General features: G+C 66.0%; 15 protein-coding genes. 4 read left to right on the top strand and 11 right to left on the bottom strand.

All coding sequences use genetic code 11. The features are described from left to right. Window positions 1–5 precede the first annotated feature (5 nt). From QRQ56_RS11880 to QRQ56_RS11865, 4 genes are read left to right on the top strand one after another with little or no spacing between them, the layout of a single operon-like run. Complete coding sequence (locus QRQ56_RS11880) at window positions 6–947, top strand: ABC transporter permease (RefSeq protein ID WP_438739974.1); 942 nt, start codon at window positions 6–8, stop codon at window positions 945–947. Next, window positions 944–1,867, top strand: coding sequence for an ABC transporter permease (locus QRQ56_RS11875; RefSeq protein WP_438739973.1), 924 nt, complete (start codon window positions 944–946; stop codon window positions 1,865–1,867). Before QRQ56_RS11880 ends, QRQ56_RS11875 begins: the two co-directional genes overlap by 4 nt. A gap of 13 nt (window positions 1,868–1,880) precedes the next feature. Beyond that, window positions 1,881–2,870 carry an ABC transporter ATP-binding protein gene (locus QRQ56_RS11870; protein WP_438739972.1) on the top strand — a complete coding sequence of 330 codons (990 nt, stop codon included), beginning with the start codon at window positions 1,881–1,883 and terminating at the stop codon, window positions 2,868–2,870. Beyond that, window positions 2,867–3,859, top strand: a complete 993-nt coding sequence (locus QRQ56_RS11865) for an ABC transporter ATP-binding protein (RefSeq protein WP_438739971.1) — start codon at window positions 2,867–2,869, stop codon at window positions 3,857–3,859. Before QRQ56_RS11870 ends, QRQ56_RS11865 begins: the two co-directional genes overlap by 4 nt. A 92-nt stretch (window positions 3,860–3,951) precedes the next feature. Here the strand turns inward: QRQ56_RS11865 and QRQ56_RS11860 are convergent, their stop codons facing one another. The 11 genes from QRQ56_RS11860 to QRQ56_RS11810 form a co-directional block, all read right to left on the bottom strand. Beyond that, window positions 3,952–4,239, bottom strand: coding sequence for a YciI family protein (locus QRQ56_RS11860; RefSeq protein ID WP_438739970.1), 288 nt, complete (start codon window positions 4,237–4,239; stop codon window positions 3,952–3,954). A gap of 73 nt (window positions 4,240–4,312) precedes the next feature. Next, the gene (locus tag QRQ56_RS11855) at window positions 4,313–5,287 is read right to left on the bottom strand and encodes a sugar ABC transporter substrate-binding protein (protein ID WP_438739969.1); all 975 of its coding nucleotides are present in this window, start codon (window positions 5,285–5,287) and stop codon (window positions 4,313–4,315) included. A gap of 43 nt (window positions 5,288–5,330) precedes the next feature. Then, window positions 5,331–6,308 (bottom strand): ABC transporter permease, encoded by a 978-nt coding sequence (locus tag QRQ56_RS11850; protein ID WP_438739968.1) that lies wholly within the window; start codon window positions 6,306–6,308, stop codon window positions 5,331–5,333. Next, the gene (locus QRQ56_RS11845; RefSeq protein ID WP_438739967.1) at window positions 6,305–7,255 is read right to left on the bottom strand and encodes an ABC transporter permease; all 951 of its coding nucleotides are present in this window, start codon (window positions 7,253–7,255) and stop codon (window positions 6,305–6,307) included. The genes QRQ56_RS11850 and QRQ56_RS11845 overlap by 4 nt, the downstream gene beginning before the upstream one ends. After that, the gene (locus tag QRQ56_RS11840) at window positions 7,248–8,771 is read right to left on the bottom strand and encodes a sugar ABC transporter ATP-binding protein (RefSeq protein ID WP_438739965.1); all 1,524 of its coding nucleotides are present in this window, start codon (window positions 8,769–8,771) and stop codon (window positions 7,248–7,250) included. The genes QRQ56_RS11845 and QRQ56_RS11840 overlap by 8 nt, the downstream gene beginning before the upstream one ends. Then, window positions 8,768–10,162 carry an FAD-linked oxidase C-terminal domain-containing protein gene (locus tag QRQ56_RS11835; protein WP_438739964.1) on the bottom strand — a complete coding sequence of 465 codons (1,395 nt, stop codon included), beginning with the start codon at window positions 10,160–10,162 and terminating at the stop codon, window positions 8,768–8,770. Before QRQ56_RS11835 ends, QRQ56_RS11840 begins: the two co-directional genes overlap by 4 nt. Window positions 10,163–10,221: 59 nt before the next feature. Then, the gene (locus QRQ56_RS11830) at window positions 10,222–11,106 is read right to left on the bottom strand and encodes an intradiol ring-cleavage dioxygenase (RefSeq protein WP_438739962.1); all 885 of its coding nucleotides are present in this window, start codon (window positions 11,104–11,106) and stop codon (window positions 10,222–10,224) included. Between the two features lie 14 nt (window positions 11,107–11,120). After that, the gene (locus QRQ56_RS11825; RefSeq protein WP_438739960.1) at window positions 11,121–12,023 is read right to left on the bottom strand and encodes an NAD(P)-dependent oxidoreductase; all 903 of its coding nucleotides are present in this window, start codon (window positions 12,021–12,023) and stop codon (window positions 11,121–11,123) included. 21 nt (window positions 12,024–12,044) lie between these two features. After that, window positions 12,045–13,409 (bottom strand): amidohydrolase family protein, encoded by a 1,365-nt coding sequence (locus tag QRQ56_RS11820; protein WP_438739958.1) that lies wholly within the window; start codon window positions 13,407–13,409, stop codon window positions 12,045–12,047. A 4-nt stretch (window positions 13,410–13,413) separates the two neighbouring features. Continuing rightward, window positions 13,414–14,493 carry a maleylacetate reductase gene (locus QRQ56_RS11815; protein ID WP_438739956.1) on the bottom strand — a complete coding sequence of 360 codons (1,080 nt, stop codon included), beginning with the start codon at window positions 14,491–14,493 and terminating at the stop codon, window positions 13,414–13,416. Continuing rightward, a complete protein-coding gene (locus tag QRQ56_RS11810) occupies window positions 14,490–14,813 on the bottom strand; it encodes a Dabb family protein (protein WP_438739955.1) in 324 nt (107 codons plus the stop codon). Before QRQ56_RS11810 ends, QRQ56_RS11815 begins: the two co-directional genes overlap by 4 nt. Window positions 14,814–14,855 lie beyond the last annotated feature (42 nt).

Below are 14,855 nucleotides of genomic sequence, written 5' to 3'. Positions count from 1 at the left end.
GCCAGATGCTCTCCTACATCCTCCGTCGCATCGTCGCGACCTTGCCGGTGATGGCGATCGTTGCGCTGTTCGTGTTCAGCCTGCTTTACATCGCGCCGGGTGATCCGGCCGTGGTGATCGCGGGTGATCAGGCCAGTCCGGAGGATGTGGAGCGCATCCGCCAGAGCCTCGGGCTGGACCGTCCGTTCCTGGTCCAGTTCGGCAGCTGGGTCTGGCGCATCCTGCATGGTGATCTCGGCACGTCGATCTTCACCAATCTGCCGGTCTCGGCGATGATCGGGCAGCGTCTCGGACCGACGCTGTCGCTGATGATCGTCACGCTGCTGCTCACGATCCTGGTGGCGGTGCCGCTCGGCGTGGTGGCGGCCTGGAAGGCCGGCAGTCTGATCGACCGCGTCATCATGGGCTTCGCGGTGTTCGGCTTCTCGCTGCCTGTGTTCGTGGTCGGCTACATGCTGGCCTATGTCTTCGCGCTGGAGCTCGAATGGCTGCCCGTGCAGGGCTACACGCCGCTCAGCTCCGGCTTCTGGCCGTGGCTGGAGAATCTGATCCTGCCGGCTATCGCGCTCGGCTGCGTCTATATTGCGCTGGTCGCGCGCATCACCCGCGCCGCCATGCTCGAAGTGCTGCAGCAGGATTATATCCGCACCGCCAAGGCCAAGGGCCTCGGGCAGGGCGGCATCCTGTTCATCCACGCATTGAAGAACGCGGCGGTTCCGATCGTGACCGTGATCGGGATCGGCATCGCGCTCCTGATCGGCGGCGCGGTCGTCACCGAAAGCGTGTTCGCGATCCCCGGCCTCGGCCGGCTCACGATCGATGCGATCCTGCGCCGCGACTATCCCGTCATCCAGGGCATCGTGCTGCTGTTCAGCTTCGTCTACGTCCTCGTCAATCTGATGATCGACGTCATCTATACGCTCGTTGACCCGAGGATCCGCTATTGACCGACACGACAGTCAATCCGCAATCGCTTCCCGCAGGCCTCGTGCTTGCGCCGCAGTTGCCGGAGATCCTCCGCCCGGTCAAGATCCGGCGCGGCTTCGTCGGCCTGTTGCGCGGCCACCCCACCGTCGCGATCGGTGGCGCGCTATTGCTGACACTGGTCCTGATCGCGATCTTCGCGCCCTATCTCTGGACGGTGGACCCGACCGCGCTTGCGCCGGCCAAACGCACCCGTGCACCGTCGGCCGCTTTCTGGTTCGGCAGCGACGTGCTCGGCCGCGATATCTATTCGCGCGTGCTGTTCGGCGCGCGAGTGTCGCTCACGGTGGGCCTGTCGGTCGCGATCTTCGCGTCCGCTGCCGGACTTGCCATCGGCATGGTCTCCGGCTTCATCCGCTGGGCCGACGGCATTTTGATGCGCTTCATGGACGGGTTGATGTCGATCCCGCCCATCCTGCTGGCGATCGCGCTGATGGCCCTGACGCGCGGCAGCGTCGGCAACGTCATCCTCGCCATCACCGTGGCCGAGATTCCGCGCGTCTCGCGTCTCGTGCGCAGCGTCGTGCTGTCGCTGCGCGAGCAGCCTTATGTGGATGCGGCGGTCGCCTGCGGCACGCGCACGCCGATGATCATCCTGCGCCACATCCTGCCCAACACGGTCGCGCCCATGCTGGTGCAGGCGACCTATATCTGCGCCAGCGCCATGATCACCGAGGCGATCCTGTCCTTCATCGGCGCGGGCACGCCGCCGACCATTCCGTCCTGGGGCAACATCATGGCCGAGGGGCGCGCGCTGTGGCAGGTCAAGCCCTACATCGTGTTCTTCCCGGCGGCGTTCCTGTCCGTCACCGTGCTCGCCGTGAATCTGCTCGGCGACGGCCTTCGCGATGCGCTCGACCCGCGCATGGCCAAGAGCCTGTGAGGGGCTGACCGCGATGGCGCTGCTCGAAGTCGAAAATCTCCAGACCCATTTCCGTACCCCCAGCGGCGTTAATCGTGCGGTGGACGGGGTGTCCTTTCATGTCAACGAGGGCGAGACGCTGGCCATCGTCGGCGAGTCCGGCTGCGGCAAGTCGGTGACCTCGATGTCCCTGATGCGACTGATCCCGGAGCCGCCGGGCAGGATCGCGGGCAGCATCCGTTTCGCGGGCAGGGATCTCCTGAAGTTGTCGGACCGCGAGATGCGCGCCATCCGCGGCAACGACATCTCGATGATCTTTCAGGAGCCGATGACGAGCCTGAACCCGGTGCTCACCGTCGGCCGCCAGATCCGCGAGACCTTGATGATCCATCAGGGGTTGGACAAGGCCGCGGCAGAGGCGCACGCGGTTGAGATGTTGACGCTGGTCGGCATCCCCGAGCCGAAACGCCGCGTGCGCGAGTATCCGCATCAGCTCTCCGGCGGCATGCGCCAGCGCGTCATGATCGCCATTGCGCTGGCCTGCAATCCAAAGCTTTTGATCGCGGACGAGCCGACCACGGCGCTCGACGTGACCATCCAGGCGCAGATCCTCAAGCTAATGCTGGACCTGAAGCGCCGGGTCGGCGCCGCCATCATCCTGATCACCCACGATCTCGGCGTCGTCGCCGAAATCGCCGAGCGCGTCATGGTGATGTATGCGGGACGCAAGGTCGAGGAGGCGCCGGTGGCCGAGCTGTTTCGCTCGCCGCGCCATCCCTACACGCAAGGCCTGCTGGGTGCGGTGCCGCGGCTCGGCTCCTCGCTCGCGGGGACCGCGACGCGGCTCGCCGAGATCCCGGGGCAGGTGCCTGATCTCAGGAAGCCGATCACCGGCTGCGTCTTCGCCGGTCGCTGCGCGCTGGCGACCGATCTCTGCCGGCAGTACGCGCCGGGGCTGGAGGAGAAGGGTCCGCGCCACATTGCCGCCTGCCACTATGCCGCCAAGGGGGCGGTCGCGGCATGAGTCCTCCGCTGCTCCAGGTCAACGACCTCAAGAAGCATTTTCCCGTCAAGAAGGGTCTTTTCCAGCGCAAGTCCGAATTCGTCTATGCGGTCGACGGCGTATCGTTCGAGATCGCGCGCGGCGAGACGCTGTCGCTGGTCGGCGAGTCCGGCTGCGGCAAGTCGACGGTCGGCCGCGCGATTCTGCGGCTGTTCGACATCACTTCCGGACAGGTGATCCTCGACGGCCAGCGCATCGACGATGCCCATCCCAGCACGATGCGCCAGATGCGGCGCCGCGTGCAGGTGGTGTTCCAGGATCCGTTCTCCAGCCTCAACCCGCGCATGCGCGTGCGCGACATCCTGGCCGAGCCGATCCGCAATTTCGGCCTCGCCAAATCCGCCGAGGATCTCGAGGTGCGCGTCACCGCGCTGATGGACACCGTGCGCCTGCCGCGCGAGGCGCTCAATCGCAGGCCGCATGAATTCTCCGGCGGCCAGCGGCAGCGCATCGGCATCGCGCGGGCGCTCGCCGCCGAGCCCGAGCTGATCGTCTGCGACGAGGCGGTCTCCGCGCTTGACGTCTCGGTCAAGGCGCAGATCGTCAACCTCCTGCAGGATCTCCAGCGCGAGTTCGGCCTTGCGCTGCTGTTCATCAGCCATGACCTCGCCATCGTCGAGCACATGACCCACCGCGTCGCCGTGATGTATCTCGGCAAGATCGTGGAAGTGGCGCCGCGCCGCGAGATCTTTGCCGCGCCAAGGCATCCCTACACCAAGGCGTTGCTGTCCGCGGTGCCACTGCCCGAGCCGGGCGCGCAGCGCAATCCCATCATCCTCAAAGGCGACGTGCCGAGCCCGATCAATCCGCCGAAGGGATGCCGCTTCCATACCCGCTGCCCGCTCGTCTTCGACCGCTGCCGGGTCGACGAGCCGGTGCTACGTGCGGTGGGAGGCGAGCAATGGGTGGCCTGTCATCTCGAAGACGGCGAAGGGGTAGCGAGCAGCTGAAGCTGCGAGATTTGGCGACGGAATTCGTCAATGAAATCAAACCCCGTTCTACTGTGCATGGGGTTGTTTTCGCACTTTTGATGCGGCCGGCCTCAACCCTGCCGGCGCAGGAAGCCGGTGATCGTGACCTTTTCCCAGATGCCCGCCGCGGCAAAGGGGTCGGCGCGATTGAAGGCCTCGACTTCGGAACGGCCGGGCGCCTCGATCAGAAACAGGCTGCCGATCATGGTTTGACCATCGTCGGAGACCAGCGGTCCCGACATCACGATCTTGACGCCGAAGCCCGAGGTGTCGCTCAGAAACGCCTTGTGGGCATCGTAATTGGCGAGCCGCGTCGGCAGCGCGCCGCTGCGGTCGATGGCGTGAATGGCAAACAGCATGGTGGTCTCCGTTTCTTCGGCGTTGGTTCTTGGGACGGCCGCCGGGGCGGCCGTCCGGATGTGATGGGGGAACTTACTTGGCGCCGAGCTTGCTGGCCTCCTCGAAGGTCGGGCAGGTGCGCTGCTCCAGCGGCACGTCGAACGGCTGGTAATTGTCCTTGGTGATGACGGTCGGCTTCAGCACGATCTCGGCGATGACGGGCTGGCTGCGCAAGGCGCGGATCGCCATCATGGTGCCGAGGCAGCCTTGCGCAAATCCGTTGTAGTCGCCGCTGGCGAGCAGCTTGCCGGACTTGATCGCGTCGATCGCCTCCTTGGTGCCGTTGATGCCGATCACCTGCGCCTTGCGGTTGGCGCCGTCGAGCGCCTCGATCGCGCCGACCGCCATCGCGTCGTTGGCGGCGAGCACGCCGTCGATCTGCGAATTCGACTGCATCAGATTCTCCATGACCTGGAGCGCCTGAAGCCGCTGGTAGTTGCCGGGCTGGGAGGCCAGGAGCTTGGCGCCGGGGGCTTCCTTCAGCGCGTCGTTGAAGCCGCGGACGCGGTCGACATTGGTCAGCGAGCCCTTGACGCCCTCGATGATGACGATGTTGCCCTTGCCGCCCAGCGTCTTCAGCAGGAAGCGCGCGGTCTCGAGTCCAAGGCTGTAGTCGTCGGCACCGACGAAGGACAGGAACTTGCCGCCCGCGGAGCGGTCGGTGATGTTGACGACGGGGATCTTGGCTTCGTTGATCTTCTCGACGCCCGGCACCATCGCCTTGTAGTCGACCGGCGTGAACACGATCGCGCTCGGCTTCTTCACCACGACGTCCTCGATCTGGCTGAGCTGTTCGGGGATCGAGTCCGGCTTGGTCGGGATGTATTGCAGCGTCTTCGCGTTCAGCGTCTTGGCCATGTTGTCGGCGCCGACCCGCACCGTCTGGAAGAACGGGTTCGTCTGGTTCTTGGTGAAGACGGCGATGGTCTCGCCGTCGGCCCGCGCCTGCGTCGTGAATGCCGCGGCCATCAGCAGCGGCAGCGTCAGGTAACCCAGTTTACGTTTCATGTTGCCTCCATCCCTCATTTTGCTTGTTGGTAGTCCTGAGAACTCATTGCGCGCGGCGGCGCGTCTTCATGTCGAGCCAGACCGCGAGAATGACGATGACGCCGGTGACCAGCGGCTGCCAGTTGGCGCTGACCGAGAGCAGGTTCATGCCGTTCAGCACCAGCGTCAGGATCAGCGCGCCGATGAAGGTGCCGAACACGGTGCCGACACCGCCGAACAGCGAGGTGCCGCCGATCAGCACGGCCGCGATCGCCGGCAAGGTCAGGCTCTCGCCGATGTCGGCCTCGGCCGAATTGAGCCGCGACAGGAAGATGATCGAGGCGAGCCCCGCCATGGTGCCCGACACCGCATAGACCAGCAGCAGGCGCCGCGCGACGGGGATGCCGGAGAGCCGGGCGGCAACCGGGTTGGCGCCGATCGCATAGATCTCCTGTCCCCAGACCGTGCGCTGCGCGAACAGCGTTCCGATGCCGAGGAACACCAGCAGCAGATAGACCGGGATCGGCAGGCCGAACAGATAACCGCTGCCGATCTGGCGGAAGCCGGCCGGGAAGCCGTGCAGCGTCTCGCCCGCCATGTACCAGTAGGTGAGGCCGTTCAGCACCCACAGCATGCCGTAGGTGGCGATGAAGGAGGGAATGCGCAGCGCGGTGACCATGATGCCGTTGAGCAGGCCGACGAGGCCGCCGCAGGCAAGGCCGGTGAGGATGCCGAGTGCCGGCGAGCCGGTCTTGTGGATCACGGTTCCGGCGATGCAGGCCGACAGCGCGACATTGGCGCCGACCGACAGGTCAAGCCCGGCGGTCAGCACCACCAAGGTCAGGCCGGAGGCGATGAAGAAGGTCAGGCTCGCCTGGCGCAGCACGTTGAGGATGTTGCCGAGGCTCAGGAAGGATTCGCTGAGCACGGCGAGCACCGCGCAGATCAGCAGCGCAGCGAGCAGGCGGTAGAACACCTGGATGGCGTCCTGCGACAGGAAGGAGCGGGGCGGCATCAGTGCCTCTTTGGTGATGTCGGTCATGCCCGGCTCCTGAGGCCATCGAGGAACAACGCGACGATGACGAGGACGCCGACGCTTGCGACCTGCACCGAGGACGGCAGCGAGATCAGGTTGAGCCCGTTGCGCAGCACGCCGACGGAGAGAACCCCGAGCAGGGTGCCGAGCAGCCAGCCATTGCCGCGCTCGAACGAGGTGCCGCCGACCGCGACGGCGGCGATGGCGTCGAACTCGAGGCCGAGGCCGGCGGTGGGATGTCCGGAGTTCATGCGGGCTGTCATCAAGAGGCCCGCGATGCCAGCCATGGCTCCGCCGATGGCATAGACCGCGATCAGCAGCTTGTTCGGCGAGAGGCCGGCATAGCGCAAGGCCTCGCGGTTGCCGCCGAGCGCAAAGATGTAGGTGCCGAAGCGGGTGTGATAGAGCAGGCCGTGGAAGGCGGCATAGGTCACCAGCGCCATGACGATCGGCACGGGAATGCCCAGCAGCGTCGCCGAATAGATGTCGCGCACGCTGTGGGGGATGCCGACCACGCTCTGGCCGTCGCTGACGATCAGCGACAGGCCCTGAGCCATGCCGAGCGTGCCGAGCGTCGCGACGAAGGGCGGGATGCCGAGGATGGCGACGAGCCAGCCGTTGGCAACGCCGAAGGCGGTGCCGACCAGCAGGCCGGCGCCGAGGCCCAGCAGCATGGATTTGGTGGCGAGCGAGACGATGGCGACGCAGAGCGAGGTCAGCGTCAGCACCGCACCCATCGACAGGTCCAGCCCCTCGGTCATGATGATCAAGGTCATCGGCAGCGCGAGCATGGTGAGGATGGTCGACTGCACCAGCACGTTGGAGAGATTGGCGACCGACAGGAAGCCGGGTGCGATCGCGCTGAACAGCGCGATCAGCAGCACCAGCACGATGGCAACGCCGGGAATGCGCTGCAGTGGGTTCGGCGTTGAGACGACCGCGGCTTCACGCATGATGCATCCCCAAGCGCACGATGTTCTCCTCGGTCAATTCGTTGCGGGCCAGGTGCCCGGCGATGCGCCCTTCGCGCATCACATAGGCACGGTCGCAGACATGGCAGATCTCGATCTGCTCGGATGAGATCATCAGCGCTGCCGCGCCTTCGGCGACGAGGCGGTCGATCAGTGCGAAGATCTCGGACTTGGCGCCGATGTCGATGCCGCGCGTCGGCTCGTCGAAGATGAAGAGTTTTGAGCCGGCCGCCAGCCATTTGCCGATCACGACCTTCTGCTGGTTGCCGCCCGAGAGCAGGCCGACGGTCTGCCGCGCGCTTGGCGTTGCAATGCGCAACTGCCGGATCAGGCCATCGGCGGTGCGCTGGGCCGAGCGTTGGTCGAACAGGCCGCTCGGAAAGAGCTTCCGCAGCGCGGAGACCACGAGGTTGTCGCTCACCGAGCGCAGCAGTGCCAGACCCTCGCTCTTGCGGCTCTCCGGGATCAGCGCGATGCCGCGGCGGGCGGCAAGGTCAGGCTCGCCCGAGATGGTCTTGCCGTCGAAGATGATCTCGCCCGACGTCACGGGATCCGCACCGAAGATGGCGCGGGCGACCTCGCTGCGGCCGGACCCGACCAGGCCGCACAGGCCGACGATCTCGCCGCGGCGTACCTCGATGTTGATGTCGGAGATGCCGGTCGACGCGGTCAGGCCCTTCACCTCGAGCAGCAGTTCGCCCGGCTTGTCGGCGAAGTGCCTGGGATAGGTCATGTCGACGTTGCGGCCGACCATCATGCGCACGAGCTGGTCCGGCGAGACATCGGCCGGCTTGACGCCGTCGATACGGCGGCCGTCGCGCAGCACCGTGATGCGATCGCCGAGCGCGAACACCTCGGCCATGCGGTGCGAGATGTAGACGATCGAGACGCCATCGGCCTTGAGCTTGGCGATCAGCGCAAACAACAACTCGGTCTCGCGGTCGGATAGCGCCGCGGTCGGCTCGTCCATCACGAGGATGCGGGCGTTCTGGCTGATCGCCTTGGCAATCTCCACCATCTGCTGCTGCGCGACGCCGAGCTTCTCGACGGTGGTTGAGGGATCGATATCGAAGCCGATCGTGTCGAGCACGCGCCTGGCGTCAGCCAATATCTTTCGGCGGTCGATCGTGCCTAGGATGCGCCCCCGGGGCTCACGGCCGAGGAAGATGTTCTGGGCGATGTCGAGATAGGGGACCAGCGAGAATTCCTGGAAGATCACGGCAATGCCGAGCTTCTGCGCGTCGGCCGTCGATGAGATCTCGACCTTCCCGCCGTTGTAATAGAACTCGCCGGCGTCGGCGCGATAGGCGCCGCACAGCACCTTCATCAGGCTCGATTTGCCGGCACCGTTCTCGCCGAGCAGCATGTGGACTTCGCCGGGATAGACAGCAAAGGACACGTCGTCCAGCGCCTTGACGCCCGGGAATTCCTTGCTGATGCCGCGCAGCTCCAAAAGCGGCGTGGGCGAGATCACCTCGACCGGGAGCCCATCGCTCATGATCTGACTCCGCTCGCAAAGATCTTCCCCGGGTTCATCAGTCCACCAGGATCGAGCGCTGTCTTGATCGACCGCATCACGTCGACGGCGTCGCCGAGCTCATCGACGAGATAGTCGATCTTGCCGAGCCCGATGCCGTGCTCGCCGGTGCAGGTGCCGTCCATGGCGATGGCGCGGGCGACCATGCGGGCCTGCAGCGCCTTGGCGCCTTCGGCCTCCTCGGGCTTTGCGGGATCGATCAGGATCAGCATGTGGAAATTGCCGTCGCCGACATGGCCGACGATCGGCGCGGTAAAGCCGTGCTCGTCCGCATCGCGCCGGGTTTCGGTCAGGCATTCGGCGAGCCGCGAGATCGGCACGCAGACGTCGGTGATGACGGCGCGCGCACCCGGCCGCAGGCCGAGGCCGGCATAGAGCGTGTTGTCGCGGGCATGCCATAGCCGGCTGCGATCCTCCGGCGCCTTGGCCCAGGCGAAGCCGTGGCCGCCGTGGTCGGCGGCGATGGCCTGCGCGGCCTCGGCCTGCTCGGCGACGGAGGCCTCGGAGCCATGGAATTCGAAGAACAAAGTGGGTGCCTCGCGGTAGCCGAGCTTGGCATAGGCGTTGATGCCGCGCATCATGACGTCATCGAGTAGTTCGACGCGCGCCACGGGAATGGCGGACTGGATCACGGAGATCGCGGTGTTGACCGCATCGTGCAATGTGTCGAAGCTGCAGACCGCGGCCGAGATCGCCTGCGGGACCGGGTGCACCTTCAGCGTGATCTCGGTGATGACGCCGAGCGTGCCTTCCGCGCCGACGAACATGCGCGTCAGATCGTAGCCCGCGGCCGATTTGCGGGCGCGCCTGGCGGTGCGGATGATGCGGCCATCGGCCAGCACCACCTCCAGTGCCATGACATTGTCCTTCATGGTGCCGTAGCGCACCGCCATGGTGCCCGAGGCGCGCGTGGAGGTCATGCCGCCGATCGAGGCGTCGGCGCCGGGGTCGATTGGGAAGAACAGGCCGGTGTTGCGCAGCTCCGCGTTGAGCTGCTTGCGGGTGATGCCGGGCTGCACGACGACGTCCATGTCGCTGTCGTGCATGGCCAGCACCTTGTTCATGCGTGCGAAGTCGAAGCAGACGCCACCGGCCACCGCGGCCGCGTTGCCTTCGAGCGAGGTGCCGGCGCCGAACGGCACGATCGGCATGCCGGCGCCCGCACAGAGCTTGACGATCTCGGCGACCTCCTGCGTGGTTTCAGGAAAGACGACGATGTCGGGCGGCAGGCTCCGATAATGCGACTCGCTCTGCCCATGCTGATCGAGCACGCCGCGCGCAACGCTCGCGCGCGGACCGATCATGCCGGTGAGGCATTCGGCCAAGGCGGCACTGTTGACCCGCGGTCCCATCGTCTCTCCCTGTCGTCCTTGTCGCGAACTGTTGTCAGTCCGTCGATTCTACGTTCGGCTTACGCCGCTCTTGCGTTGCTCGCGACCTGCTTCAGGCCGAAGTCGTAATTGAGGTGGAAATACTCGCTGTCCACCATGCGACCATCCGGCGCACGGCCCGCGGGCTGACGCACGAATTCGCGGATCAGGCTGTCCTTCACGCCGAACACGACGTCGCTGTCGAGATATCGATCGCCGGCGACGAACACATGCGTCACGAGCTGCTCGAAGCCGGGCGCTGAGATCATGAAGTGCACATGCGCCGGGCGCCAGGGATGGCGGCCCTGGGCCTCCAGCATGTCGCCGACGGGACCGTCATGCGGGATCGGGTAGGCGGCGGGCTTGATTGACCAGAAATGGAAGCGGCCATTGCCGTCGGTGTGGAAGCGGGCGCGCATCGCGAGATCGCCGATCTGGTCGAGCTGCTGCACGTCGTAATAGCCGTCGTCGTCGGAATGCCAGACGTCCACGATGGCACCTGCCAGAGGCTTGCCGTCGACCGTCGAGACCGAGCCGGTGACCAGCATGGGATCACCCTCCATCGGGCCTGAGATATCCGCACCGCTGTCCTTCTCGGGCGCGGCCTGGACGAAGAAGGGCCCGAGCACCGTGGTCTCGGTCGCGCCTTCCGGCACCGGGTGGTTGATCGCATCGACCAGCATGGAGACGCCGAGCGTATCCGACAGCAGGATGAATTCCTGGCGCTTGTCGTTGCACATGTGTCCGGTGCGGGTCAGGAACTCGATGCCGAATTCCCATTCCTTCTGGGTCGGCCGCACCTCGCGGACGAAGGCATGAAGGTGCCGCACCAGCGCCTCGCTCACCTTCTTGATACGCGGGTCGGTTGCGCCTGCGATCCGCTCCAGCACCGCGTCGGTGATCGTGTTCTCGTTGAAATTGCGCATGGGTGCTCCGTAGATCAGAGTTTGGGCTCGTCGAGGCCGGACAGCCGTTCGAGATGCTTGACGGTCGCGATGAAATCCGTGTCGCCGTCGCCCTGTGCGACCAGCGCGCCATAGGTCTCGCGCACCTGGGCGGCGAGCTGCAGCGGCACGCCGACGGCATGACCGGCGCCGAGGATCAGGTCGAGGTCCTTGGCCATCTGCTTGCAGGAGAAGGTGGACTCGAAATCTCGCGTCCGCAGTGGCGCGGTCTTGTATTTCACCATGGGGGAAGCCACCGCGCTGTCGTCTAGGACTTTCAAAATGTCTTGCCAGGCGATGCCGCCCTTGCGCGCCAGCGCGAGACTCTCCGCCATCATCGCGGCCGACACCGCGATCATCAAATTGACCGAAAGCTTTGCGTAGCGCGCTTCCTCGGCCGACCCGAGATAGGTCTGCGCGCGCGTGAAGGCGGCGAACAACGGCTTTGCGCTCTCGAATGCACCCTTCGGGCCCGAGACGAAGCAGGTGAGGGCGCCGGTGTGAACGATGCTGGCATTGCCGGAGACCGGTGCGCGCAGATAGGCGATCCCGCGGGACTCCGCGGCGGCGGCAACTTCGGTGGAAGCCTCGACGCTCACGGTGCTGGTCTCGATCAGGACGGCGCCCGGCGCCATCGCGGCGATCAGGCCGCCGGAGCCGAGCAACGCGCCGCGCAAGGCGGCGTCATCGGGCAGGGAGGTGATGATCGCGGCCTTGCCGCTAACCGCCTCGGCGGGTGAGGCGGCAATCGCAATGCCTTGCGCGCGAGCCTCGCTGATCCGCGCTGCGCTCTGATCGAACGCGGTCACGGCATAGCCGGCCTTGGCAACCAGCGCCGACATCGGCAGGCCCATTTTGCCGATCCCGATGAATGCAATGTTTTTCGAAGCGTCTGTCATTGTTCTTGTCCATTGGCGCCTTCAGGCGGCGCGTCCCTGTCGTTCGATGTCCTGCACGAGCCGCCGGCCGGATTGCGCCAGCAACTCCTTCTTCGTCTCCAAACCGTCGGCGAGAAGCCGGCCGTTCCGTTTCTTCCAGGCGCCGCCAATCATGACGGCCTCGATATTGGCGAGGCTCGTCTGCATCACCACGGTCGCGACGGGGTCGTGCACCGGGACGAGGTTGAGGTCGGAGGCATCGATGATGACGAGATCGGCGAGCTTGCCGGGCGTCAGCGATCCGATCTGGTGCTCGCGGCCGAGCATGCGCGCGCCTTCCGTCGTGACCCAGCGCAGCGCTTCGCGGACGGGGATGGTGGTCGTCGCAGGAATTGTGCCGCTTGCCTTGCGAGACTCGGCGTTATCGAGCGCCCGCTGCATGGAGAGCGCGACGCGCGCAACGGAGAGGAGATCGCCGGCCAGCACCGATTCCAGATCGATGCCGATGGACGGGCGAACGCCACGCTTGAGAAGGCGCCCGGTGATCGGAAAGCCGTGACCCTGGATCATCTCGTTCTCGGGCGTCACCGAGAACGACACGCCGAGATCGACCATCCGGTCGAGCAGCGCGTCAGGCAGGTCGTTGCCATGGACGATGTTGACGCCGGGGCCAACGAGGCCGGCCTCGATCAGCCTTTCCCAGCCGCCGGGCGTCTTCGCCGGACCGCCGCCCTGATGCATGGAGGCGATCAGGTTCAGCTCCCGCGCGAGAGCGAAATCGTGCATGGCGACGTCGAGCGTCGAGTAATGCGGGCCGAGGATGGCGAGGCCCAGCGTGACGAGGCCGTCGCGGTCGGCGAGGGGGCCTGCAAGCAGCCGCTCAACCTCGCGGCGCGGATGCGGCACTTCCGAGAAATGCGGCTCGCCCGGCTTCGGCTCGGGTTTTGGGGAGCCGTGGAAGAAGGCGGCACGGATGCCGCTCTCGATCAGGCCGCGCACGGCAGCGTCGGTGTGATCGGGCGTCGGGTTGTTGTGGCACCAGTCGACCAGCGTGGTGACGCCGTGGTTGATCTGGTTCAGCGCGCCGACGAGCGTTGCTATGTAGATGTCATCGGGCCGGAACACGGTCGCGAGCCCGGCATGCATGCGGCGGAAATATTCCAGCAGCGTCCAGTTCGCGGCAAAGCCGCGCAAGCCGGTCTGCCAGGTGTGCATGTGCGCGTTGATCAGGCCGGGGATGACAATGCGGCCCTTGCCGTCGACGATCTCGGCGTCGGCTGCAACGTCGATCGACGGCCGCACATCGGCGATGCGGCCGCCCTCGACCAGCACGTCGCCGGTTGCGAGGTCGCCGATCGCGTCATCCATGCTGACGACAACAGCGGATTTGATCAGCGTGCGCCGCATCGCGTTACGCCGCAGCTTTGACGGCGCCGGGCGGCTCTCCCGCCCAGGCGCGCGCGATCAGGTCGCGGATGGCATTGCGCTCGAGCGGGCGCGGGTTCCAATAGGCATTCGTCACCGCAAGGTCGGCCGCCTTGTCGATGCCGCTCTCGGGCATGCCGACATCGCGGAGCGCGAGCTTTGCGCCAAGCCTCTTCGCAAGGTCATAAAGTCCTTGCGCTGCATCGGCTGCGCCGATGGCACGCGAGACGCGCGCCATGGCGGCGGGCACGGCCGGTGCGTTATAGGCCATCGCATGCGGCAGCACGATCGTGTGCGTTTCGGCGTGCGGTAGATCGAAAGTGCCGCCGAGCGTGTGGCAGAGCTTGTGATGCAGCGCCATGCCGACGGTGCCGAGACAGACACCACAGAGCCAGGCGCCATAGAGCGCTTCGGTGCGGGCCTCGCGGTCATCACTCTTCGTGGCAATGGCGGGCAAGGCACGCGCGATCGCGCGGATGCCTTCTTCCGCCATCAGCGAGGTCACGGGATTGGCATCGCGGGCGTAGAGCGCCTCCACCGCATGGGCGATGGCGTTGATGCCGGATGTCACGGCGAGGCTCGCCGGCAGCGTCAAGGTCAGATCGACATCGTAGATCACGGTCTCCGGCAGGATCGCCGCATCGCGCACCGTGGTCTTCAACCCATTCTCGGTCTGGCCGACGATCGGCGTCATCTCCGAGCCGGCATAGGTGGTGGGGATGCAGAGCTGGTTGATTCCGGTGCGCAAGGCCAGCGCCTTGCCGAGCCCGGTGGTCGAGCCGCCGCCGAGCGAAACGACGCAATCGGCCTCGCACGCCTTCATCGCCGCGAGCGCGCGCTCGGTGACCTCGACCGGGGTATGCATGGTGGCGCCGGGAAAGATGCCGGCATAGAGCGAGCCGAGCGCTGCCCCTAAGCTTTTGCCCTGGGCCTCCTGCTGCGGCGTCGTCAGCACCAGCGCGCGCTTGCCGCCGAGCCGCTCGATCTCCGCCTTGGCGCCGGCCAGCGTTCCGCTGCCGAACACGACGCGGCAGGGCAGGTTTTCAAAGGTGAACGAACCGATCATGCGCCGGTCTCTTTGATGGGATAATCGACCTGGAAGCGCCCGATCCGCAAGTCGCCAAGCGCCTCGCGCACGCGCAAATGTTCGGGGTGATTGGCATAGGCGGCGAGCGCGGCCTGGTCGGTGAATTCGGAGAACAGCACCACGTCGCAGGCGTAGTCGACCGCGCTGACGTCCATGCCGATCTCGATATGGGTGAGGCCGTCGATCCGGCCCTGGAGGCCCTCGAACAGGGTCTTGACCTTCAGGCGGGCGGCGGAGCGCTCCTCCTGGGTCTCCCCGCGAAGCCGCCACATCACGATGTGCCTGATCGGGCCCGACATTTCCTGATTTCCTCGCCTGCCATTGTGCTTTGTTGGGTGCCA

This window comes from Bradyrhizobium sp. U531 (genome assembly GCF_051710265.1).
Taxonomy (GTDB): Bacteria; Pseudomonadota; Alphaproteobacteria; order Rhizobiales; family Xanthobacteraceae; genus Bradyrhizobium.
This window is presented reverse-complemented; position numbering and strand designations above follow the sequence as displayed.